Below are 23594 nucleotides of genomic sequence, written 5' to 3' on the forward strand. Positions count from 1 at the left end.
TTAATTAAAATTAAACTAAATAGTTTACAATGTATATTTTATAGTTTAATATGTAAATAGAATTAATTATGTGAAGAAAGTGAGGTGAAAACGATGGCAGCATTTGAATATCTAAAACAATATGTAACATTTAATTCTGTGGATGAAATGGATGCAGAAGTAGAGAAACATATTCAAACTCACTACTACAACTTAACATCCAGTGAGAGAGCCATCGTTTTCAAACTTGCTTCACATGCTCTTGAATATCCAGGTGTGTGCCACTTGAAAGTTTCTACAATAGCTGAAGCATTAGAAATTTCAACTAAGACTGTGCAACGTGCGATTAAAAAACTTACGGATCTACAAATTATCAAGAAAGTAGCTACTAAAAAGATGAATGGCATTAAAGGCGCTAACATCTATATTTTTTTAAAACACAATGTCCCATCGGAAATGTCCGAACGAGAAAACTCTGAAACTACTTGCGAGAGTAAGAGTGAAGTGGAACATTCAGAAAACCAACCATTACAATCTTTTAATCTTTTAAAACAAGCACATAAAAATAATAAATATATAGAATCTGTGGAGGAACAGCCTGTAAGTGAGGAAAGCAAAGAGCAAAAGATAAAACAATATGGCAATAAGTATCAACAAGCTTTATTTGACTTCATCCACATGATGCCATTTAGTGAAAGCATCTTAAATGCAGCATATGAGATTTCATTAGCAATATCTATGGAAACAAAAGAAGATTTCATTTTGGCCAAAGATACGATTAAGAAAGTATCTATGGATATGCTTAGTCATCTGCGTATTTCTTCCACAGTTAGAGGAGTAGTAGCAACTGCCTATAATAACGCAAAGAAACGTCGTGACAGTGGTTTAAATATCATTAGATACAATTGGCTGTTAAATAAGAAGAAAGGCGAGGATAGTACGTATAATCCTCCTCCGTTTGATATTAGTAAATTTAATTGGTTAGGAAATTAAAATATAAATGAGGTGAATATATGGATAAGACACTTATCAATGTAAATTTGACCATAAACTATGGTGGAAAATTGCCGAATATAGGAGATTCAATACATGCTACTTGCCATAAGCCAACACCATTTTATGTAGAAGGAAAGGTTCATGCAATAAAACATATAAGCTGGGCTACTAATGGAAAGTTAAAAGTAACTGTTACTATTGATGCAACGAAGCTAACAAGCATAAATAATCTAATTGTTGTTAAGTAAAGTTTCTTAAAATAAAAAAGACCACCTTAATTGGTGGTCCATACTGTTAATATGTGCTAACGTTATTCAACTTTCCATTTCTAAAATTAAGAAATGTTGTTTTACTACCAAAATCATATCTCCAATATTCCCAATACTCATTGGAATAATAATCAGTAGAAATGTCATCAGGTTTTCCATAAAAAGAATTTAATATCTGTTTCTTAGTCATGCCTATTTTTATTTCGCCATATTTATACGCTCTTGCTGATTCAGTAACGAGTAAATTTCCGTATTTATCAAACAATTTTATTTTAACTGTTCTAGGTGTTTTGAGCTTAGGCGTTTTAATTTTATACTTACCTTTCTTAATTGTGCCCTTATATTTTTTAGAACCGACAACTAAATATAACTTATCTGTTGATTTGTAATCATATACTGAGCCAGTTGCATATTTATCGGATTCTTGAATGTCATCAGTAAATAGATAAACGAATGGCTTTGAAGTTGTTTTTGTAATTTTTTTAGTATTACCTGCAGCATCTTTAGCAATTACAATTAATTTTTTGCCAACTAATGGTTTTTTTATTGTAATACTTCGAGCTGTATTGGAGATCTTCTTAACGTTCACGCTTTTACCATTATACGTTGCAGTTACTTTTGCTCCTGACTCAGTACTTATTTTTATTGTATTTTTCCTCGCATCAAAGGATGGAACACTTAATTTCGGAGCTGTTTTATCTTGTACTATGATTGTTTTTGCTAATTCGGTTTTATTGTCTTTTAAAGATTCATCATAATAAACTACATATAAATTAATTTTTGTTCCAGCTTTAAATGTTTCGTAAAACTCTATAGTATTAACCTGTCCATCTTTTATTGAATAATAATGCTCTGTGTATGTTTCTCCGTTTACTTCTGCAATTATTCCAGCGAAATTATCATCAGATCCACTGAAAGAAAATGATAAAGTACTTTCTTTATCTGAGATTTCTTTTGGTTCTATTAAATACTTATTTTCTGCAAAACTGTTTTGTACATGGATAAATAACATAAAACTTAGTAATGATACTAAAAAGATACTTACTTTGGTTATTCTTTTAAAAATATAACGATTCACCTTAATCCCTCCTTCATTCAAATATACTATATATTGTAAACAAATAGAATATTAAAAAGACCGCCATAAAGACGGTCTAGGATATTGATACAAAATTTTGTGGTTACAAGATGGTATACAGTAAGATTAAATAAGATTAAATATATTTATCATGTATACAAAAGGTATACAAACATATTTTAAAGTATTGGTATAAAGGTATTTAGGTACGACCTCCTGGGACATAATAAGGTTCTATAGAATGAATTGAACAAACTAAAAAGCGTTTCAAATCCTTTAATAATAAGGGTTTGAGGCGCTTTTGTTTTTTCAGTAAAAAGGATAAAAATGAAAGGTTATTACACATTTACTACACAACAATGTTGTAGAAAATGGTCTGCAGCCGTCGCTAATGGTATTCGATTTTGCACTGAGAGCTGCAATTCACGTGTGAAGCAATCTTTAAAGTAAATCAGTTTTTTGTTCACTTCGTTTTTCACCTAATATATTTGCTATTTTAGCAATTAGGTGGTGCCAATTTAAGTTGTTCCTTGCAAAGTTTTGAATTTCCACACATGTTGTTTTAAACAATTCTTCCTGTTCTGATACCTCTTTAAGTGACTCACTAAAAAAAGGCCAATTGTAGATAGGATGGATTCTACCCCACTTTTGATTTTTCGTCATATCGATTGCACCATCTATATCAGTTAACATAAGATAACAACCATTTTTTGCGGCCTCAGCTAATACGTGTGCATGGCATTCTACTTTAGAGGTAAGACAGAAAATTTTAGCTTGTCTATATTCTTCTTCCAATTGACGTTTGTCAAATATGGGGCCTAAAATTTTCACTTGATTTGAGTAGGGACTTGCAGCAACAAAATTCATTAACTGTTCTTTAAATTGTTCCGACATAGCCCCAACTAAGCGAAGTTCCCAATCTGGAATTTGCGCATTCAAAAAAGCATATACGATCATCATTACTTGCTTATCCGGTGCATCTAATCTACCGACAGTTAAAATTATATTTTTTTTCTCATCATAAGACACTGTTTCTGTCGGAAAAAAATCATAAAAACCATTTGGAATATGGTGAATTTTCCTTTGGAATTTTTCCTCAAGTATTTTCACGATAGGTGAACATTCTGCTGAAACAAAATCACAATGCTGAAATAGACGAACTAAATAATCAGGGGAATTTACAATTAAACGATTTAACCAATATCGGTTCATATCTAGCTTTAAATATGTTTTTCCATTTGGATTACCCTTTTTGTATGTGTCGAGTAACTGCAAATAAGAAGGATAAGCCCCGAAAGCAAAGACAATATCGATTTCGTTCGCATGGTCTTGTAAATATTGATTCATGTTTATTTCATAATTATCCTGAAAGGCAATAAATTCAAAATTGATATTTGGGAAAGTTTCCTTTAACTTTTCTTGATTTATTTCTGTCGTAATCAAAACATCATAGCCTAAATAGCCACCTAACAAGATAGGAATTAGGCAAATATCTTTAAAAATATATTGATCACCTAATGTGTGCCCATCCATACTGAGTAATGCAATTTTTTTCACCATTTTCTCCTCCTTAGCAGTATTTGTCTCCTTACAATATGATAGGTTTTATGCACGAGTTACTTTCTATTCATACCCCTTTTCGGTTATATACTCCTAAGCAAATTGATTACCTCTACATATATATAGTACGGGAGGGATATACAGTGATTTCTATTAGTCTATGTATGATTGTTAAAAATGAAGAAGAAGTAATTGGGCGTTGTCTTGAATCTGTAAAAGACCTCGTTGATGAAATTAATATTGTTGATACAGGTTCAACAGATAAAACAAAAGAAATTGTTAGTGAATTTACCGACAGAATTTTCGATTTTGAGTGGATTCAGAATTTTGCAGCAGCTAGAAATTTCTCTTTCCAGCAGGCAACAAAGGATTATATTCTCTGGCTTGATGCTGATGATGTGTTCCTAGAACAAGATCAAGAAAAGCTTAAACAGTTGAAAGAAACGCTTTCTCCAGAAGTAGATGCTGTGTCTATGATTTATAATTTAGGATTTGATGAAGATGGGAATGTTTCTGCACTTTTACGAAGAAATCGATTAGCTAAAAGATCAAAAAACTTCCAGTGGGTTGGAGAAGTCCATGAATTCCTCGCTGTTCACGGAAATATATTTCAAAGTGACATAGCCGTAAGTCATCTTCCACTAAGCCATGATGTAAATCGAAATATAGAAATTTATAGGAAAATGTTAGATGCCGGTAAAGAATTTACTCCAAGAGATATGTATTATTATGCTAATGAATTGGCTGATCACGGTGAATATCTTGAAGCAATTAAGAAATATGAAGAATTTTTAGAAACAAAACAAGGATGGATTGAAGATAATATTCGTGCTTGTTTTCGAATAGGCGATTGCTATCTAGAATTAAACGAGAAGGATAAAGCAATCAATGCGGCCTTAAGAACATTTTCTTATGATCTTCCTCGACCAGAAGCTTGTTGTCGAATTGGTTTCTATTATATGGAGCAAAACCAAAATAACGAAGCAATATATTGGTATAAACACGCTCTTTTACACAGTAAGAGTGTGGAATCAAGTCTAAGTTTACAAAATCCCGCTTTTTCAACCTGGCTACCACATTTACAACTTTGCGTTCTTTACGATCGTTTAAAAGATTATAAAACTGCTTTTATGCATAATGAAATGGCAGGTAAGTATATACCTAACTCTGAAAAAGTTCTTTATAACAAAAAGTACTTTGAAAAAATACTTTTTAAATAGATTTATGTCCTTGTCACCTTTTAGTAAGCTGAATAGCTTAATACGAGGGAGGTGAGAAAAATATGAGTCCAAAAAAACATCATGGTCATAAACATTGTAGTAAGTGTCATCGTTCTCATTGTGATTGTGAACATCATCACAATCATGGCGATGATCATTGTAGAAGTTGTTATCCATCACCTTGTCACTGCGGAAAACATCCAATACCTGGACCACCTGGACCACCTGGACCACCTGGACCACCTGGAAAACCTGGGCGACCTGGAAAACCTGGGCGACCTGGAAAACCTGGGCGACCTGGACCAACTGGACCAACTGGGTGTCCTGGACCAACTGGACCGACTGGACCTGGTACCGGTGTGACTGGAACAACCGGAGCAACGGGAGTAACAGGATCAACCGGAACAACCGGATCAACCGGAGCAAGCGGGACAACCGGAGCAACAGGATCAACCGGAACAACCGGAGCAACCGGGACAACCGGAGCAACAGGATCAACCGGAGCGACTGGATCAACCGGAGCAACAGGATCAACCGGAGCAACCGGGACAACCGGAGCAACGGGAGCAATGGGATTAACGGGAACAACCGGAGCAACAGGAGCAACAGGATCAACCGGAGCGACTGGATCAACCGGAGCAACGGGAGCAACAGGATCAACCGGGTCAACTGGAACAACTGGAACAACTGGATCAACCGGATCAACCGGAGCAACGGGATCAACCGGAGCAACAGGAACAACCGGAGCAACGGGATCAACAGGGGCAACCGGAGCACCAGGATTACCAGGATCAACCGGGTCAACTGGAGCGACTGGAGCAACCGGGTCAACAGGTGAAACCGGAGTAACGGGAGCAACAGGAGAAACTGGGGCGACAGGGTCAACAGGATCAACAGGATCAACAGGAGTAACTGGATCGACTGGGTCAACCGGAGCAACAGGAGCAACGGGTGTAACAGGGTCAACAGGATCGACTGGACCTGTAGGAGCAACAGGTCCTACTGGAGCAACTGGATCTTTCGCGACAGGCCAAACATTATTCTTTGTATCGGGAGAAACAGGTACAGCAACTGTAGGATTAGGCGATGTTTTAGCCTTTAATTCTGACACACTAGATATTATAGTAACACCTGGTTCTGCCATTGTAACAATAGAACTAACAACAATTCCAACAGGAGCAACAGGATCAACAGGTGAAACCGGAGCAACAGGATCAACAGGTGAAACCGGAGCAACAGGAGCAACAGGAGCAACGGGAGCGACTGGAGCAACAGGTGAAACAGGAGCAACAGGAGCAACAGGAGCAACCGGGGCAACAGGAGAAACTGGGTCAACAGGATCAACAGGAGCAACAGGTGAAACCGGAGCAACCGGAGCAACAGGAGCAACAGGAGCAACAGGAGCAACGGGAGCGACTGGAGCAACAGGTGAAACCGGAGCAACAGGATCAACAGGAGCAACAGGTGAAACCGGAGCAACCGGAGCAACAGGAGCAACTGGGGCAACAGGAGAAACTGGCTCAACAGGAGCAACTGGGGCAACAGGAGCAACAGGAGCAACGGGATCAACAGGTGAAACAGGAGCAACGGGAGCAACGGGAGCAACGGGAGCAACAGGAGCAACAGGAGCAACCGGAGCGACCGGAGCAACAGGAGCAACGGGAGCAACAGGAGAAACTGGAGAAACTGGAGCAACTGGAGCAACGGGATCAACAGGTGAAACCGGAGCAACAGGAGCAACAGGAGAAACGGGAGCAACAGGAGCAACCGGAGCAACCGGAGCGACCGGAGCAACCGGAGCAACTGGGGCAACCGGAGCAACGGGAGCGACCGGAGCAACCGGAGCAACCGGAGCAACCGGAGCAACTGGGGCAACAGGAGCAACCGGAGCAACAGGAGCAACTGGGGCAACAGGAGAAACTGGCTCAACAGGAGCAACTGGGGCAACCGGAGCAACAGGAGCAACGGGATCAACAGGTGAAACAGGAGCAACGGGAGCAACGGGAGCAACGGGAGCAACAGGAGAAACTGGAGAAACTGGAGCAACGGGAGCAACAGGAGCAACAGGAGCAACGGGAGCGACCGGAGCAACAGGAGCAACAGGAGCGACCGGAGCAACAGGTGAAACAGGAGCAACAGGAGCAACGGGAGCAACAGGAGCAACAGGAGCAACAGGAGTGACCGGAGCAACAGGAGAAACTGGGGCAACAGGATCAACAGGTGAAACCGGAGCAACCGGAGCGACCGGAGCAACAGGAGCAACGGGAGCAACAGGAGCGACCGGAGCAACAGGTGAAACTGGGTCAACAGGAGCAACGGGAGCAACGGGAGCGACCGGAGAAACTGGAGCAACGGGAGCAACGGGAGCAACGGGAGCAACGGGAGCAACGGGAGCAACAGGAGAAACGGGAGCAACCGGATCAACCGGAGCAACCGGAGCAACAGGAGCGACCGGATCAACCGGAGCAACAGGAGCAACAGGTCCAATCGGAGCAACCGGAGTAACCGGTCCAACCGGTCCAACATCAGCTGGGTTATTGGAATACGGATATGTTTACAATGTGTCTAACCAAAGTGTGCCTGTAAATGCAGATGTTACTTTTGATACAAATGGATTACTAACACCTGGAATTACACATACACCAGGTAGCACCGATATTGTAGTTACAACACCAGGTGATTACCAGATAAATTTCTCTACGACAACTAATGAATCTAGTCAATTTGCAGTGTATGTAAATGGTACGGAGGTACCGGGTTCACTCTATGGAGGAGGGTCTGGTGTTATACAAAATCAGGGGTTTGTAATAGTGACCCTAGCAGCTAATGATGTTGTAACACTAAGAAATGTCAGTTCAAATGCTGTTACCCTCGCAACTGGAATAGGAGGAACCGGAGCAAACATAAACGGTTCTATTGTTATAAAGAAATTAGATGAGTAAATATAGAAAAATATTCATTTTCAACTCTAGATGAAATTGATGTTTTTCAATGAATGAACGGGCTGTCCAAAAATCAGATTAATGGATTTTTGGCAGTCTTTTAATTAGGTGCTTGATTTACAACACCTTTTTTTAAGTGATGACTTTAGCGGTTGTCCATACATATATGAATGTATAAAGAATCGCCAAGTACATTGGAATACAATATACAATATGAAGAAATGAAGGAGAAAGCAAAAGAAGATCTTGAGGAAGAACAACTTTCAACATTTTATGAAAAACGTAAGTAGTTGTTGAAAGTGCGTTCGTTAATCTCAATGGCAATTTGGCTTTTTACGCACTTTCTATTGCGTGGTCTATTAAAGTCCCGAACAGAGTTTGGTTGATCGCCATGGCAATAATTTGAGAAAGTTGGCTGGGAAACGCCTCGCCAATTTCTCAAATAAAGCAAAAAACGGATTATGAAAACTACTCGTTATCATAATCCGTTTTTATTTTACGCTTTGATAGCACCTTTTCGTATCAGATAGCGTATTATTCCGGCTTCTTTGAATTTAGGTTGTATGTTTTTTAGGTTCTATCTTAAATATAATGTGGATATAATATTGGGTGGGACGCAATCCAATCTTTCATCTCTATAATCATATCTTCATAAGAGGGAACTATAAATTTAAAGTCCTTACGTTGATTTAAAAGGGTTTTATCTAATTTTACTTTCGAATCAGGCAAAATGGTTACTCTTTCATCTTTAAAATGCTTATTAAATAACTTTAATAGCTCAAACTTATTAATACTTTCATTATTAACTAAATTATATAATCCCGATAACCCTTCTGTTACAGCCTTCTCCATTGCTTTTGCTAATGTTAATGTCGTTACTCCCGTCCAAATCGCCTGGTTATATCCATAAATTGTCCCCTCTTGTTTCATAAACCAATTAAATAATCCAATTCCATCTTCTTTCATATCAGGTCCGATAATTGAATTTCTAAAGGTTAAATGTTTTTCATTTTCAATTTCTCCTAAAGCCTTTGTGCGGTCATAAAAGGTTTCACCATCTCGAAGACTATCCTCATAATAAGGTGCCTTTTTCCCTGAAAACACACAATCTGTACTCATATGAAACAATCTTTTATTTTCATCTACTTCTAATATTTCAACAATTTTATGTGGTAAAAAACTATTGAAAAAGACCGCATTAGCTGGTGCCTGATCACAAGTGTTATTTAAAACTCCGATACAATTAATAACAATATCGTAGTCTGTATCTATCAGAAGGGAACGTAAAAATGTATCATTAGTTAACTCTCCATTAATATTTTGCCCAAAGGAAAAGGGACTTCTTGAATAAGTAATGACCTCGTGGCCTTTTTCAATTAAATACAAAGCAATCGTATGACCTGCCATCCCAGTAGCACCAAGTACTAAGAATTTCAATATTCTACTCTCCCTTCCATGATTTTAGTTCTTCTTGAATCAATGGGAGAGTGAGTAGTTTTTGTTTTATTTCATCAATGGTAAGGATTTTTGTATTGTTGGAGTTATATTCATCACTTAATGTAATTTTAGGGGAGCCTTGATTGAGATATTTTGCATAATTTAAATCACGGTTGTCAGCGGGGATTCGATAAAAATTGCCCATATCAATTGCCTTTGCTGCTTCTTCTTTCGTTAATAGTACTTCATAGATTTTTTCCCCATGACGAGTGCCAATTGTATGAATTTTGTTATTTGTACCAAATAATTCGATTAAAGCTTGAGCTAAGTCCTTAATATAAGAGGATGGTGCTTTTTGTACCATTATGTCACCATTGGATGCATGATGGAATGCATAGATAACTAAGTCTACTGCTTCTTCTAAACTCATCATAAAGCGTGTCATTTTGTCATCAGTAATTGTCAGTGGTTTTCCGCTTTTAATTTGATCGATAAATAATGGAATGACCGAACCTCTTGATGCCATTACATTCCCATACCGTGTCCCACAGATCAATGTATCATCAGGAACTATTCGTGATTTTGCAATAAACGTTTTTTCCATCATTGCTTTAGAAATCCCCATGGCATTTACAGGATAAGCGGCCTTGTCGGTAGATAGACAGATGACTTTTTTTACACCTGCTTGAATGGCTGAAGTCAGCATATTATCTGTTCCAAGAATATTTGTTTTGACAGCCTCTAAAGGGAAAAACTCGCAAGAAGGTACTTGTTTCAATGCTGCAGCATGAAATACAAAATCCACATTGTACATAGCATGACTGATACTATTAATGTCCCTGACATCCCCTATAAAGAACTTTAATTTATCATTTTGATATAAAGTCCGCATGTCATCTTGTTTCTTTTCATCCCGCGAAAAAATTCGGATTTCTTTAATATCTGTATTTAAAAAACGCTTTAATACTGCATTTCCAAATGATCCAGTGCCGCCAGTTATCAATAATATTTTATCTTTAAACAAGTTGTATTCTCTCCAAACTTTAATGTAGTATAAAATATTAATCGTGCTTGATTAGTGATTTATGATTTTAATCCTCTTTGATATAGATAAAATTCTGAGTTTTCCCTCGGGTAGTTGTACCAATAGGCGAAGATACCTGTATATTTGCACTTTGGAGACTGGTCGACTAATGTTTTATTGAAATCGTAATCTCCAGCGATATCCTTTCGATCAGTAAATTTCGCATCCCCTATAAAACTTCTACGAATAATTTTAAATTGCCCACACCAACTGTATCCATCTGTTTCACTCTTCACAAAACGTTGCCCAATTTTAGTCAACATATTGTAATAGTAAATGTCGTATGTCCCATCTACTTGAGCTAAAACTTCTCGTATTGGAGGTAGATAAATATCGTCACTGTCAATAATTGCGATATAATCTCCGCTTGCTTCTTCAATGCATCGATTGTAGGAATAACTTGCGCCTTTATTTGAGAAGTTTTTTAAAATTTTGAGTTGGGGGCATGTTAGCTGATACTTTTCTAAAATTTCAACGGTCCGATCTATAGAACCATCATCACATACAATAATTTCATAGGCATATTCTTTTGGAATACTATCTAGCATTCGCTTAATCCAAGCTTCGCTATTATACGCAGGGGATAAAAAGCTGAATTTCAAATAAACACCCCATTCCAATGAATTTCTTCTCTAAAATAGTCTAGCAGTAAAATATTCATAGTTTTATTAATGAAGCTCTATTTAGTATATGAATGGGTGAAAATTTGGTTTGGGTACTATTTATAAAAGTTCCATACCGTTTTAAAAGAAATGGAACTATTTGTAACAATACGCCGATTTCAAAATATGATAAAGAAGATAACCACTTATAATTTTTGGGAATATATCGGAGAGGTTGTGGTGAGTTGGATCAAAATTGGCATGAGGATTTAATTGCTTTCCTAGGGGGGCTTATTCGCCCAAAAGTATATGTAGAACTTGGTTTATATCACTGTGATTTATTTAATCGCATGATTCCTTATGCGGAAAAACTAATTGGGGTTGACATGAATCCAGCAGCAGGAAATTTTATGCAACAGTCGGAAAAAGTCCATTTTTTTAACGGTACTACGCAAGAATTTGCACAAGAATTACAAAAAAATCCTTTACAAATTGATCTTTTATTTATAGACGCAGACCATGCAAAAGAAGCGGTGTTACAGGATTTTTATGATTATTTTCCTTTCGTCTCACCACATGGTTTAATTTTGTTCCATGATACACACCCAAGGGATAATTGGATGATGCAAAGGGCTCTTTGCGATACAGCCTATCAAGCAATTGAAGAATTGTCAAAAGACACAACAGAGTATGAATTAATGACATTACCAGTTAACCCGGGTTTAACACTTTGCAGAAAACGTAAAAAACAATTATCTTGGCATGAGTAAGAATCAGCCGCCGCGGTAAAACATGACTTAATGAAAGTAGTTCGAAGATAGGACGATACGTCCGAAAGTAAGTAGTTGAACGAATGCGTTTCTATGGCGTATGTCCAACGTAATAAAAACGAAAAAGCTCAAAATTTTTACGATGGTGTAAAAATTTTGAGCTTTTTAATAGGATTGGATTAACCTGTAAATCCCTTTAAACTTTTAAAGTATAAATCCGACTCTGAGCCTTCTCGAGGATAGTTATACCAATAAGCAAAGATATCTAAATGTTTGCGAGTTGGATTTTTTGCTAATAAAGAATTATAAAAATCTAAATCAGCACCTGTAGGTTTTTTTGTATATTTTGCATCCCCGATTAAGCTTCTTCGAAAGATTTTAAAGTTTCCTGGCCAATCAACTGGACCATGAATATAATAACTTCCTTCTTTTGTTAACATATTATAATAATAAATATCGTATGTCCCATCAATTTGTTGTAATACGTCAATAATCGTTGGTAGATAGATATCATCACTATCGATAATTGCTACATAATCTCCTGTAACTGCAGCTAAGCAGTCATTATAAGATTCACTTGTCCCTTTATTTACTTCATGCTTTAAAATTTGAAGTTGAGGACATGTTTTTTGATAGTTCTCCAAAATTTCTAATGTTCGATCCGTAGAGCCATCATCACAAACGATGATTTCGTAAGCATATTCTTTTGGAATACTATCTAGCATCATTTCAATATATCCTTCACTATTATAAGCGGGCGTTACAAAGCTAAACTTCATAGTAAACCTCTTTTCAAATATACTATTTTAATGCTATAAAACATTATTTTAACCCTCTAAGATGTAAATCTGATTCTGAATTTTCCCTAGGGTAATTGTACCAATATGCGAAAATCCCAGTATATTTACATTTAGGACCTTTATTGAGTAACGCCATATTAAAATCAGTATCCCCGGCATATTCTCTTCTCGTTACGAATCTAGCATCTCCTATAAATGAGCGGCGAATGATTTTAAATTGACCTGGCCACATATATCCATCGGTAGGCTGTTTAATAAATGCTTGACCATTTTTTGTTAACATATTGTAATAGTAGATATCATACTCTCCATCGATTTGTTCTAATACATCAACAATGGTTGGTAAATAGATGTCGTCGCTATCAATAATAGCTACGTAATCTCCTGTTGCTTCTTCGATTAAACGATTATAACTTTCACTAGCGCCAATATTTTGTTCGTTTTTTAAGACTTTAAGTTGAGGGCATTTTTTCTGATAGTCTAATAAAATATTTAGCGTATTATCTGTTGAAGCATCATCACAAATAAGAATTTCATATGCATACTGTTTAGGAATACTGTCTAACAGTCGTTTAATCCATTTTTCAGAATTATAAGCAGGTGTTAAAAAACTAAATTTTATTGGAATCACTCCTTTGCACATTTTGTCTGAAGAAGTCTATAACTCGTAAATCTCTCCAATATTATATGCACTAATAATTAAAAGGTTAAGGACTCCCATCTAGAAGGTTAAATAGAGAGACGACTCCGACCTTCAGTTCATCAATGTCTGGTGTGATTTTTAGTGAATTTAGCCGGCACTATCAATATATATTTAGAAATTTATCTAACAATAATTTATATATCCATGGTGTTATAAAATGAGCGATTGTGGTCAAACTTCTATTGAAACGTGTTAAATAAATTAATGCGTTTTATAAAAAGAGTGGAGGATGGCTATGTCAAATATAAACAATAAGCAAGAAGTAAAGAAACAACCGCGTGCAAAAAGTCGTCAGACCAAGGCAAACCATCTAAATGAAGAATTTGGCGCTGAAGCAAACTTTGATGCCAATGACTTCAAAAAAGAAAGGGAGTTCTCCACTGATGATAAGCCTGTAAGTGAACGCACGGCATGGAATTAGTTTATATTTGATATAAACAAATGAAAGAAGCTAATGCTTAGTAGCTTAGCTTCTTTTATGTACAAAGTACTATTGGTAAAAGAGAAAAGCCTTATGCTAAAAATAAATAAATCTTACTTACTTTAGCAAATACGATAATTAAAGAGGAAAATCGGTTAGATAACAATACATAAAACTTGTAAAGTGAATTTAAATTTAGTACAATGTACTCACCAGAATGAGTTGTGTGCAATTTAATTTGGCAAAATATTGGTAGTTGCGTTTAGGTAGAAGTCTCTTAAGCTATTAAAATGTTAGTAAATGAATTCAATCACAAACAAACATAATAAGGAGCAAAACGATGAGTATTTATAATTATTTAGTTAAAAAACCTAACGGTGAAATTTTATCAATGGAAACCTATCGAAATAAGGTCCTATTAATAGTCAACACAGCAAGTCATTGCGAATTTACATATCAATATGAGGATTTACAAAAGATGTATGAACGCTATGCAGAAAAGGGTTTTAGTGTACTGTCATTTCCATGCAATCAATTCGGTGAACAAAATCCTGAAGATGGTCAAACTACTGCTAGTCACTGCAAACTTCAATTTGGAGTTACATATCCGGTTTTTGATAAAATCGATGTCAATGGAGATAAAACACATCCATTATTCAATTACTTGAAACACGAGGTAGATTGTCCACCATTTACCCGTGAAACACTACAACAAAAGATTTTATACAATGCTATTCAAACGAATTATCCAGATTATTTAATAGGTCGTAATATTCGTTGGAATTTCACAAAATTTTTAGTAGATCAAAATGGTCGCGTATTACAACGTTTTGAGCCGTATAGTTCATTTTTAGATATTGAACAAGCAATTGAAGCTATATTGTGAGAAAGAGATAGTTAATAAAAAATTTAAATCTTACTAAGAATACAGTATCGATGTGAGAGCAGAATAGAAAGTCAGATGCAATAGGAGACTATTCAATCTGACTTTTTTAATCATTAATATATCCTCTATTTTCCTTTCAATACTAAAAAGCCGATTAAGATAATGATAATACCTACCCCGGTACGCCAATTTGGAACTTCTTTTAGAAATAGGTAACCAATGGCAACGCTCACGAAAATCTCTATTCCTTTAGATGCAATAAGCGAAAAGGTTAAGTTATCTACAATTTTTGTTAAAAATTTAACTCCATATCCAATCATCATACTCGCAGACAGGAAAAAAGGGAGGACTTTAATGTAGTACCACAAAGTGGATAAAAAGTCAGGATCAATATTCTTGTTTTGGTAAGCGTAAATCGCATTTATAATAAATAATCCGCCTAACATCAATAAAAGTGAAAGAATAATCATAAATGTTGTTCTCCAATTAGATTTGATTCTATAATTTTGCTCCAGTACAAAAGTTTTTATGCAACGAAAAAAGTTATTCATTTTAAACGAACGATAATGATGAAATAGTTGGTAGCATTTTCTGATAAATAATAAAAAGAAGCCTGAATAATATCATCAGACTTCTTTTTTTAATCTCTAGTCATTCGTAGCCTATATTTCTTCTAAGATCCCTTTGATCAAACCAACAAATTTCGTATTTACTTGACCTGCAACTTCAATCACTTCTTCGTGATTTAAAGGCTGGTCTAGGATTCCACATGCCATATTTGTTAGACAAGATATGCCTAATACTTTCATACTTGCATGAGTAGCTATGATAGCTTCAGGTACGGTTGACATTCCACATGCATCAGCCCCAAGTACACGGATCATGCGAACTTCTGCTGGAGATTCGTATGTTGGTCCGCTCCACCAAGCGTAAACACCTTGTTGTAATGTGATATTTTGTTTCTTTGCTACATCCAATGCAAGATTGCGCAAATCTTGATTGTAAACTTGTGATAAGTCAGGGAATCGTGTTCCCAACTCGTCATTATTAGGGCCGATTAGAGGATTTGCACCGACTAAGTTGATATGGTCGGTGATTAACATTAAATCTCCTGGCTTAAAGTTAGTATTGACAGCCCCACATGCATTTGTGACGATTAGTGTTTCAATCTCAAGAGCTTTCATCACGCGAACAGGGAATGTCACTTCATCTAATGTGAATCCTTCATAATAGTGGAAGCGACCTTTCATAGCAGCTACTGTTTTTCCGTTCAATGTACCAATAACAAGCTCATTGGCATGACCAACTGCACTAGACTTTGCAAAATGGGGAATTTCACTGTAGGGAATGCTGATGGGATTTTCAATTTCATCTGCAAGATTGCCGAGTCCGGAACCTAGTATTAAACCAATCTTAGGTTTTTTAGTTGTCTTGCTTAATATAAATTCTTTTGCTTCAATAATATCTTGAACGTTGTGCATTTAAGTTCCTCCTTAATATCTCATTAAAAGATTAAACTAAGAAAAATATAATGTAAAATCAAAGGATTTCATAATGAAAGAAGTATTTTTACAATGATATTGATTCTTCATGGTTCAGCAAGATAAATAAAAAATACAGAATTAAGTTATAAAATGGTAAAATCAGCTCAAATCATAGAATTTATACATAAAATGTTAGGTATTATGCGCAATATAGTAGTGTAAGTATTTTATTTTTTCGCTAAATGATTTAGCGGAAGAACGAAATCAATCTATATTTATGAGGAGGAATGAATGTTGTTTTATTCTGTTGTTTGTAATAGCTGCAGAAGAAACTTCCAATTAGCTGAAGGAAGCTTGGCTTTCCGTATGTATAAAGGAAGAAAAAGCCAATTTATGTTTTGTGAAGATTGTCATAGTAAAGTGCGAGTAGATGCAGTTAAGAATGTTTTGAATGCGAGTGATTCATACAATGATGAAAAGTAACGAATAAGGTTAATATAAGAAATGATTTATGAGATTGCTATTCATAAATCATTTTTTTGTGTCATTTTTCCCAAAATAAAATATTTTTTATATTAAAAATAACTCTTTTAATCCTCTTTTTTTATATACAAGATGTTTTTTGCTATAAATAAGTGTTTTTTTCAGAAAGACAATTGTATTTTTCCACGAAAATGTTTACACTTAAAGACGTAAATAAATTTTTATACAATACAATTTATTGCTTTATATAAATTTGGTTTGAATATGATTGAAGAAATAATTGAACAATATATAAAGTGAAAGTAATAGTAAATACATCTGTGTTAATACATAGGAGGATTAAAAATGACAAATAAAGAACTGAAAAGGGGATTGGAAGCAAGGCATATCCAAATGATTGCCCTTGGTGGAACAATTGGCGTTGGCTTGTTTATGGGTTCGGCAAGTACAATTAGCTGGACAGGGCCATCTGTTATGCTTGCTTATGCAATTGCCGGTGTTTTCGTTTATTTCATCATGCGTGCAATGGGAGAAATGCTTTATCTTGAGCCAAAAACGGGATCTTTTGCTACATTTGCACATGAATATATTCATCCATTAGCTGGTTACTTAACAGCTTGGAGTAACTGGTTCCAATGGATAATTGTCGGAATGTCAGAAGTTATTGCAGTTGGTGCTTACATGCAATATTGGTTTCCAGATCTTCCTGCATGGGCACCTGGTATTGTTGTTATAGTGATTTTAGGTATTGCTAACTTAGTATCAGTTAAATCATTTGGTGAATTTGAATTTTGGTTTGCATTGATTAAAATCGTTACTATTATTTTAATGATTATAGCAGGGGTTGGATTGATCTTCTTTGGTCTTGGAAACGGTGGACATCCCATTGGCTTTTCAAATTTATGGTCAAATGGTGGATTCTTTACAGGTGGCATTAAAGGCTTCTTCTTTGCATTATCACTAGTGGTTGCTGCATATCAAGGTGTGGAATTGATCGGTATTACAGCAGGTGAAGCAAAAGATCCTCAAAAATCCATTACAAAAGCTACAAAGTCAATTATTTGGCGTATTTTAATATTCTATATTGGCGCAATTTTTGTCATTGTTACAGTTTATCCTTGGGATGAACTAAAAGCAGTTGGAAGTCCATTTGTTGTAACATTTGCAAAAATCGGTATTACAGTAGCAGCTGGTTTCATCAACTTTGTTGTTATTACTGCAGCGATGTCTGGATGTAATAGTGGGATTTACAGTGCTGGGCGTATGATATATACACTTGCTGAAAATGGTCAGGCACCTAAAATTTTCTTGAAAGTTTCTAAAAATGGTGTTCCATATTGGGGAACTATCGCTGTTTTAATCGGTTTAGTGATTGGGATTGTTTTAAATTTTGTAGCCCCGTCTAAACTATTCGTTTATGTTTATAGTGCTAGCGTATTACCAGGTATGATTCCTTGGTTTGCCTTATTAATCGCTCAAATTCGTTTTAGAAAAGTACATGCAGAAGATATGAAAACTCATCCATTTAAAATGCCTTTTGCACCAGTAAGTAACTATGTAACCATCCTATTCTTATTGATGGTATTAGTAGGCATGTGGATGAATGATGAGACACGGATTTCATTAATTGTAGGGATTATTTTCATAGCACTGATGACAGTACTGTTTTATATATTAGGTATGCATAAACGCGAGTATAAAATATATAAATAACAAAAAAATAAATAACATTTCATAAAACCGGAATCTCTTGGAACAAGGGCTTTTCCGGTTTTTGTTTTCGGTAGCAGAGAGCGAGATCTTTCTCAATCATAACTCAATAGGGTTATAATAGAAGTAACAAGCAACAGGAAGTAAGGAGTGTTTTTAGATGCGTAGCTTCATCGTCATGCAAGGAGAAACTTATGAGGAAGACAAGGATTTGGGGGTGATTTGGTCACCAATCTATGATAAGGCAGGGCTAGAACCTCACTTTTGGGCCCGGATGAAACAAGTGAAGAAGGGTGATATTCTCTTCCATTATGTCAAAGGGTCAATTGTTGCGATTAGTGTTGCTCAAAGTGATTGTGTAGAAAAAGCAAAACCTGTTTTGTTCCGTTTACAGACTGAAGAAAAAGGACATGTTGTTTATACCAAATACTTTACATTAGATATCCCTTTAATCATAAGGGACTTTTGGCAAGAAATTTATCCTTTACTTCCAACGAAATATTCGGCTTTTCAAGAGGATGGTAGTGGAAATGGTGGTTATTTATATCCTTGCCATGAGGAAATGACATTAGCCTTTTCTAGTATCATTCGAACTTTAAACAAAAAGAATACGGAAGAACAATTATCATTATCTATTGATGCTATTCAAATGACGAATCCATTGTTTACATTACTAGATTATATAGATAAAGAAGTCAAACAACAGGTTCTACAAGAGCAATCATTATTTATAGAACGTCAAAGATCATTATGGGATGGTCAATGTCCAATATGTCATATTAATCTACCAAAAATGATGCGAGCAACTCATGCTAAACCTATTAAAGATAGTCTATTAGAAGAAAGAAATGATCCTTATAACGGTGTTTTTCTTTGTGCAAACCATGCAGTCTTATATGAAGAAGGACTTATCTCGTTAGATGGTAGTGGGAAATTACACATTTCTCAACAAATTCAACCTGAAGAATACAGTAGATTTCAATTGACAGCTAATAAGAAGATTACGATAAACAAAGAAAATAAAACTTATTTCAGATGGCATAAACGTTATCATTTTCACCCATAATGGTTAAGCGTCACCATTTTGAAATAATATAAAAAAACATTGTTTTTTGTCATATAAAATTGTTTATGCTTAAAATAAAAATATGCTATGATGATTTCAGGGAGAGTGAACACAATTGCGTAATAAAAGAAGAAAACTTCAAAAACATGAAAATGTTATTGTGTTCCCTGGGGCAGTTGATAGGCTAATAACTGAAGGTCAAAAGTTTGCCGAAAATTATCAATATGATAAAGCTGTTGAATCATTGCGTGAAGCTTTGCAGTATACAGATGATGATGAAGGACTATTAAGTATCTACGCATTTTCTTTGTATGAAACAAGAAATTTCCAAGAAGCGAAAGCTGTTTGCGAGAAATTATTAGCTATAGGTCCACAATTATACATAGAAACTATGGAACTTTATTTGACGGTATTAATGGAGTTAAAAGAATTCAATCAAGTTGAGACATTAATCAGTTCTCTACTTGAGGAAGAGGTAATCCCACCAGAGTCCCAAGATAAATTCATTCGTATAAAAAATCTTAATGCTATGATTGCTGATTCGCAAAGTAATGAGCAACCAGGTGATATGGAATTAGAAAAGACATCTGAACAACTTAAAGCAGATACCTTTTTTGCTCAAACAAATTTGCAACAAATGAAACATCTACAAGCTATTCGTGAACTGAACCTTCGTCCACTGAAAAACTTATTAGTTGCAATAATTGAAGATAATCGCGCACATCCGATGATTCAAAGTTTTGTATTGTACTTACTTGTCCAACAAGAAATTGATATAGAAGTACAAGTGAGAAAATTTGATAAAGAATGTACTATAAACCCTATAGATCTAGATTTCCCTGATGAATTGCCTGTTGCTAAAAAAGTATTGAAACTTGTAGAAGAATTATTAGAACAAGAACCAACAACTTTGGAAATGGTACAATATTTGTTGACAAGGCATATGTTTGTAACTTATCCATTTGAATGGTTTCAGTACTCACCAGAGGAAGTGGCAGACGGTTATATTGATTTCGTACATGCGATGTTTGGAGAGGTAAAAGAAACAGATTATGATTTATTAGACCTTATAAATCTACTTGAAGAACAGTCTGAGCTGTTTGATGTGTGAAATCAGTTGAAACTATAGCTATCTATGATATACTAAAACAGTTGTGAAAGTCGTATTAACGAGTGAATTGTCCAACATTTGAATTTAATTTTGGAGGTATTTATAAATGTCAGCAAAATGGGAAAAACAAGAAGGCAACACTGGATTACTTACAGTAGAAGTTGCTGCTGAAAAAGTTGATGAAGCTTTAGATAAAGCATTCAAAAAAGTAGTAAAACAAATTAATGTACCAGGGTTCCGTAAAGGTAAAATGCCTCGTCAATTGTTCGAAAAGAAATTTGGCGTTGAATCATTATTCCAAGATGCATTAGAATTTCTAGTAAACGAAAATTATCCTTTAGCTATTGATGAAACTGGTATCGAACCTGTTGATCAACCAGAAATCGATTTCGAAATGGAAGATCTAGGGAAACACAAAGACTTCAAATTTACTGCTAAAGTAACTGTAAAACCAGAAGTTACTCTTGGTGACTACAAAGGTTTAGAAGTAACTAAACAAGATACTACAGTAACTGATGAAGAAATTGAACAACAACTAAAAGAGCAACAAGCTCGTCTTGCTGAATTAGTTGTAAAAGAAGATGGCGCTGTAGAAGAAGGCGACACAGCTGTAATCGATTTCGAAGGCTTCCAAGATGGCGTAGCATTCGAAGGCGGTAAAGGTGATAACTACTCATTAGAAATCGGTTCTGGATCATTTATCCCAGGATTTGAAGAACAACTTGTAGGCGTAAAAGCTGGCGAATCTAAAGATGTAGTTGTAACATTCCCAGAAGAATATCATGCTGCAGAATTAGCTGGTAAAGAAGCTACTTTCAAAGTAACTGTAAAAGAAGTAAAAGCTAAAGAACTTCCTGAATTAGATGATGATTTAGCATCAGAAATCGATGCAGAAGTAGAATCTTTAGACCAACTTCGCACTAAACTAAAAGAAAAAACTGTTGCTGAAAAAGAAAGTGCTTCAGAAACAGCATTACGTGATGATTTAGTTGAAAAAGCTGCTGAAAATGCAACAATCGATATTCCAGAAGCAATGGTTGAATCAGAAATCAACCGTATGATACAAGAATATGATCAAAGCTTACAAATGCAAGGTATGAACCTTGACCTATATTACCAATTCTCTGGTCAAGATGAAGCAGCTTTACGCGCTCAAATGAAAGAAGATGCACAATCACGCGTTCGCGTTGCATTAGTTCTTGAAGCAATTGCAGAAGCTGAAAAAATCGAAGCATCTGAAGAAGATATTAACGCTGAATTAGAAAAAATGTCTGAACAATTCAAAATGGATGCTGAACAAATCAAATCAGTACTAGGTGGAACAACTGTACTTGAACACGATGTGAAAATTCGTAAAACAGTTGAATTCTTAGTTGAAAACGCTAAAGTAACTGAATAATAATTTGTTATAAAGTAAACCTGAACAAGGTACGGGTTTTTAATCCGTACCTTGTTTTCTTAATATAAATTTAGAAAATTCTTAATGATACATATTAAGAACAAATATGTAATAGAGTTCGTAATATTTGATAATCTAGGATGAATCTTGTAACATTGTTGCATGAATAGGGGTGAAATAATTGTTCAAATTTAATGATGAAAAAGGCAATTTAAAATGCTCATTCTGTGGTAAACCACAAGAACAAGTTCGTAAACTGGTTGCAGGACCTGGGGTATATATTTGTGATGAATGTATCGATCTTTGTTCTGAAATCGTAGTTGAAGAACTTGGTACTGAAGAAGAAGTTGAGCTAAAAGACATTCCAAAGCCAAAAGAAATACTAGATACTTTGGATGATTATGTCATCGGACAAGAACGTGCAAAAAAAGCGTTATCAGTAGCTGTATATAATCACTACAAACGTATAAATTCAAACAGTAAAGTTGATGATGTAGAGTTATCAAAATCTAATATTGTACTAATCGGACCAACTGGTAGTGGTAAAACATTATTAGCACAAACTTTAGCGCGTATTATTAACGTACCATTTGCAATTGCAGATGCGACTTCTTTAACTGAAGCTGGTTACGTTGGGGAAGATGTTGAAAATATCTTACTTAAACTAATTCAAGCAGCTGATTATGATATCGAACGTGCTGAAAAAGGGATTATCTATATCGATGAAATCGATAAAGTTGCACGTAAATCTGAAAATCCATCAATCACTCGTGATGTCTCAGGTGAAGGTGTTCAACAAGCACTTTTAAAAATCCTTGAAGGAACAACAGCAAGCGTTCCACCACAAGGCGGTCGTAAACACCCACACCAAGAATTTATCCAAATCGATACAACTAATATTTTGTTTATCGTAGGTGGTGCATTTGATGGAATCGAGTCAATTATTAAACGCCGTATGGGTGAAAAAGTAATTGGTTTCGGTTCTGATAATACAAAGCAACATATGGATGATAAAAATTTGATGAAGCATTTAATCCCTGAAGATTTGCTTAAATTTGGTTTGATCCCTGAATTTATAGGTCGATTACCAGTATTGGCAAGCTTAGAACAATTAGATGAAGATGCGCTTGTTCAAATTCTAACAGAACCAAAAAATGCTTTAACTAAGCAATATGAAAAAATGTTAGAACTTGATAATGTGGAACTTGAGTTTGAAAAGGGTGCATTATATGAAATTGCAAAAGAAGCTATCGAACGTAAAACAGGCGCACGTGGCTTACGTTCCATCATAGAAAATATTATGTTAGATGTCATGTTCGAATTACCTTCTCGTGATGATATTACAAAATGTATTATTACAAAGGAAACTGTTACAGATAAAGCTCGACCAAAACTTCTATTACAAGATGGTACAGAGTTAGAGTCAGACAACAAAAAAACGTCTGCATAAGAACTGATTGAAGAACTGGCTTCGAACAAGTGCCAATCAGCACTGTTCGTTGCCAGTTTTTTTATATAAGATGAAACTACATCAATCATAAGAGCAGATTAAACTTAATATTGTGCATGAAAAGAGTATTCTGTAACATACTTA

General features: G+C 35.4%; 22 protein-coding genes. 13 read left to right on the forward strand and 9 right to left on the reverse strand.

Annotated elements, in window-relative coordinates; translation table 11 throughout:
* The first annotated feature begins 93 nt into the window (after positions 1-93).
* Positions 94-972 carry a helix-turn-helix domain-containing protein gene (locus CW357_RS01180; RefSeq protein ID WP_124217161.1) on the forward strand — a complete coding sequence of 293 codons (879 nt, stop codon included), beginning with the start codon at positions 94-96 and terminating at the stop codon, positions 970-972.
* Positions 973-992: 20 nt separating this feature from the next.
* The gene (locus CW357_RS01185; protein WP_124217162.1) at positions 993-1223 is read left to right on the forward strand and encodes a hypothetical protein; all 231 of its coding nucleotides are present in this window, start codon (positions 993-995) and stop codon (positions 1221-1223) included.
* Positions 1224-1269: 46 nt separating this feature from the next.
* Here CW357_RS01185 and CW357_RS01190 read toward each other — a convergent pair whose 3' ends face one another.
* Positions 1270-2322, reverse strand: coding sequence for a hypothetical protein (locus tag CW357_RS01190; protein WP_124217163.1), 1053 nt, complete (start codon positions 2320-2322; stop codon positions 1270-1272).
* A gap of 441 nt (positions 2323-2763) precedes the next feature.
* On the reverse strand, positions 2764-3882 hold the full coding sequence (locus CW357_RS01195; RefSeq protein WP_124217164.1) for a glycosyltransferase family 4 protein: 1119 nt from the start codon (positions 3880-3882) through the stop codon (positions 2764-2766).
* Between the two features lie 143 nt (positions 3883-4025).
* Between CW357_RS01195 and CW357_RS01200 the strand changes: the two genes are divergently transcribed.
* Both CW357_RS01200 and CW357_RS01205 read left to right on the forward strand, forming a co-directional pair.
* Entirely contained in the window at positions 4026-5102 is a 1077-nt protein-coding gene (locus CW357_RS01200) for a tetratricopeptide repeat-containing glycosyltransferase family 2 protein (protein WP_124217165.1), read from the forward strand.
* A gap of 62 nt (positions 5103-5164) precedes the next feature.
* Positions 5165-8044, forward strand: coding sequence for a collagen-like protein (locus CW357_RS01205; RefSeq protein WP_124217166.1), 2880 nt, complete (start codon positions 5165-5167; stop codon positions 8042-8044).
* A 582-nt stretch (positions 8045-8626) separates the two neighbouring features.
* Here the strand turns inward: CW357_RS01205 and CW357_RS01210 are convergent.
* From CW357_RS01210 to CW357_RS01220, 3 genes are read right to left on the reverse strand one after another with little or no spacing between them, the layout of a single operon-like run.
* Positions 8627-9481: an SDR family oxidoreductase gene (locus tag CW357_RS01210; protein ID WP_124217167.1), complete on the reverse strand. Its 855-nt coding sequence runs from the start codon at positions 9479-9481 to the stop codon at positions 8627-8629.
* 4 nt (positions 9482-9485) lie between these two features.
* Positions 9486-10505 carry a polysaccharide biosynthesis protein gene (locus tag CW357_RS01215; protein ID WP_119415751.1) on the reverse strand — a complete coding sequence of 340 codons (1020 nt, stop codon included), beginning with the start codon at positions 10503-10505 and terminating at the stop codon, positions 9486-9488.
* Positions 10506-10564: 59 nt separating this feature from the next.
* On the reverse strand, positions 10565-11167 hold the full coding sequence (locus tag CW357_RS01220; protein WP_119415801.1) for a glycosyltransferase family 2 protein: 603 nt from the start codon (positions 11165-11167) through the stop codon (positions 10565-10567).
* A 245-nt stretch (positions 11168-11412) separates the two neighbouring features.
* Between CW357_RS01220 and CW357_RS01225 the strand changes: the two genes are divergently transcribed.
* Positions 11413-11937, forward strand: a complete 525-nt coding sequence (locus tag CW357_RS01225) for a class I SAM-dependent methyltransferase (RefSeq protein ID WP_119415752.1) — start codon at positions 11413-11415, stop codon at positions 11935-11937.
* Positions 11938-12116: 179 nt separating this feature from the next.
* Here the strand turns inward: CW357_RS01225 and CW357_RS01230 are convergent, their stop codons facing one another.
* Positions 12117-12716, reverse strand: coding sequence for a glycosyltransferase family 2 protein (locus CW357_RS01230; RefSeq protein ID WP_119415753.1), 600 nt, complete (start codon positions 12714-12716; stop codon positions 12117-12119).
* Positions 12717-12759: 43 nt separating this feature from the next.
* Positions 12760-13368, reverse strand: coding sequence for a glycosyltransferase family 2 protein (locus tag CW357_RS01235; protein WP_233548065.1), 609 nt, complete (start codon positions 13366-13368; stop codon positions 12760-12762).
* A 307-nt stretch (positions 13369-13675) separates the two neighbouring features.
* Between CW357_RS01235 and CW357_RS01240 the strand changes: the two genes are divergently transcribed.
* Positions 13676-13861, forward strand: a complete 186-nt coding sequence (locus CW357_RS01240; protein ID WP_119415754.1) for a hypothetical protein — start codon at positions 13676-13678, stop codon at positions 13859-13861.
* A gap of 340 nt (positions 13862-14201) precedes the next feature.
* A complete protein-coding gene (locus CW357_RS01245) occupies positions 14202-14747 on the forward strand; it encodes a glutathione peroxidase (protein WP_119415755.1) in 546 nt (181 codons plus the stop codon).
* A 125-nt stretch (positions 14748-14872) separates the two neighbouring features.
* Here the strand turns inward: CW357_RS01245 and CW357_RS01250 are convergent, their stop codons facing one another.
* Positions 14873-15217 carry a hypothetical protein gene (locus CW357_RS01250; RefSeq protein ID WP_119415756.1) on the reverse strand — a complete coding sequence of 115 codons (345 nt, stop codon included), beginning with the start codon at positions 15215-15217 and terminating at the stop codon, positions 14873-14875.
* Positions 15218-15409: 192 nt separating this feature from the next.
* Positions 15410-16228 (reverse strand): purine-nucleoside phosphorylase, encoded by an 819-nt coding sequence (locus tag CW357_RS01255; RefSeq protein WP_119415757.1) that lies wholly within the window; start codon positions 16226-16228, stop codon positions 15410-15412.
* A 297-nt stretch (positions 16229-16525) separates the two neighbouring features.
* Between CW357_RS01255 and CW357_RS01260 the strand changes: the two genes are divergently transcribed.
* The 6 genes from CW357_RS01260 to clpX all read left to right on the forward strand — a co-directional run bounded on the left by CW357_RS01260 (position 16526) and on the right by clpX (position 23450).
* Positions 16526-16714: a DUF2197 domain-containing protein gene (locus CW357_RS01260; RefSeq protein ID WP_369973784.1), complete on the forward strand. Its 189-nt coding sequence runs from the start codon at positions 16526-16528 to the stop codon at positions 16712-16714.
* A gap of 345 nt (positions 16715-17059) precedes the next feature.
* On the forward strand, positions 17060-18427 hold the full coding sequence (locus tag CW357_RS01265; RefSeq protein ID WP_119415759.1) for an amino acid permease: 1368 nt from the start codon (positions 17060-17062) through the stop codon (positions 18425-18427).
* 157 nt (positions 18428-18584) lie between these two features.
* Complete coding sequence (locus CW357_RS01270) at positions 18585-19490, forward strand: HNH endonuclease (protein WP_119415760.1); 906 nt, start codon at positions 18585-18587, stop codon at positions 19488-19490.
* A 115-nt stretch (positions 19491-19605) separates the two neighbouring features.
* Positions 19606-20601, forward strand: coding sequence for a tetratricopeptide repeat protein (locus tag CW357_RS01275; RefSeq protein WP_119415761.1), 996 nt, complete (start codon positions 19606-19608; stop codon positions 20599-20601).
* Positions 20602-20707: 106 nt separating this feature from the next.
* Positions 20708-22000, forward strand: coding sequence for a trigger factor (gene tig / locus CW357_RS01280; protein ID WP_124217168.1), 1293 nt, complete (start codon positions 20708-20710; stop codon positions 21998-22000).
* Between the two features lie 181 nt (positions 22001-22181).
* Positions 22182-23450 (forward strand): ATP-dependent protease ATP-binding subunit ClpX, encoded by a 1269-nt coding sequence (clpX, locus tag CW357_RS01285; RefSeq protein WP_119415763.1) that lies wholly within the window; start codon positions 22182-22184, stop codon positions 23448-23450.
* The last annotated feature ends 144 nt before the right edge of the window (positions 23451-23594 follow it).

Origin of the sequence: Rummeliibacillus sp. TYF005 (assembly GCF_003844195.1) — a bacterium.
Lineage (GTDB): Bacteria > Bacillota > Bacilli > Bacillales_A > Planococcaceae > Rummeliibacillus.

What these genes read in the sequence shown, in the direction of transcription:
- CW357_RS01240 (WP_119415754.1), top strand. Translation starts at nt 13,676, where the DNA reads ATGTCAAATATAAACAATAAGCAAGAAGTAAAGAAACAACCGCGTGCA.
- CW357_RS01230 (WP_119415753.1), bottom strand. Translation starts at nt 12,716, where the DNA reads ATGAAGTTTAGCTTTGTAACGCCCGCTTATAATAGTGAAGGATATATT.
- tig (WP_124217168.1), top strand. Translation starts at nt 20,708, where the DNA reads ATGTCAGCAAAATGGGAAAAACAAGAAGGCAACACTGGATTACTTACA.
- CW357_RS01180 (WP_124217161.1), top strand. Translation starts at nt 94, where the DNA reads ATGGCAGCATTTGAATATCTAAAACAATATGTAACATTTAATTCTGTG.
- CW357_RS01270 (WP_119415760.1), top strand. Translation starts at nt 18,585, where the DNA reads ATGCGTAGCTTCATCGTCATGCAAGGAGAAACTTATGAGGAAGACAAG.
- CW357_RS01255 (WP_119415757.1), bottom strand. Translation starts at nt 16,228, where the DNA reads ATGCACAACGTTCAAGATATTATTGAAGCAAAAGAATTTATATTAAGC.
- CW357_RS01265 (WP_119415759.1), top strand. Translation starts at nt 17,060, where the DNA reads ATGACAAATAAAGAACTGAAAAGGGGATTGGAAGCAAGGCATATCCAA.
- CW357_RS01250 (WP_119415756.1), bottom strand. Translation starts at nt 15,217, where the DNA reads ATGATTATTCTTTCACTTTTATTGATGTTAGGCGGATTATTTATTATA.
- CW357_RS01185 (WP_124217162.1), top strand. Translation starts at nt 993, where the DNA reads ATGGATAAGACACTTATCAATGTAAATTTGACCATAAACTATGGTGGA.
- CW357_RS01195 (WP_124217164.1), bottom strand. Translation starts at nt 3,882, where the DNA reads ATGGTGAAAAAAATTGCATTACTCAGTATGGATGGGCACACATTAGGT.
- CW357_RS01205 (WP_124217166.1), top strand. Translation starts at nt 5,165, where the DNA reads ATGAGTCCAAAAAAACATCATGGTCATAAACATTGTAGTAAGTGTCAT.
- CW357_RS01245 (WP_119415755.1), top strand. Translation starts at nt 14,202, where the DNA reads ATGAGTATTTATAATTATTTAGTTAAAAAACCTAACGGTGAAATTTTA.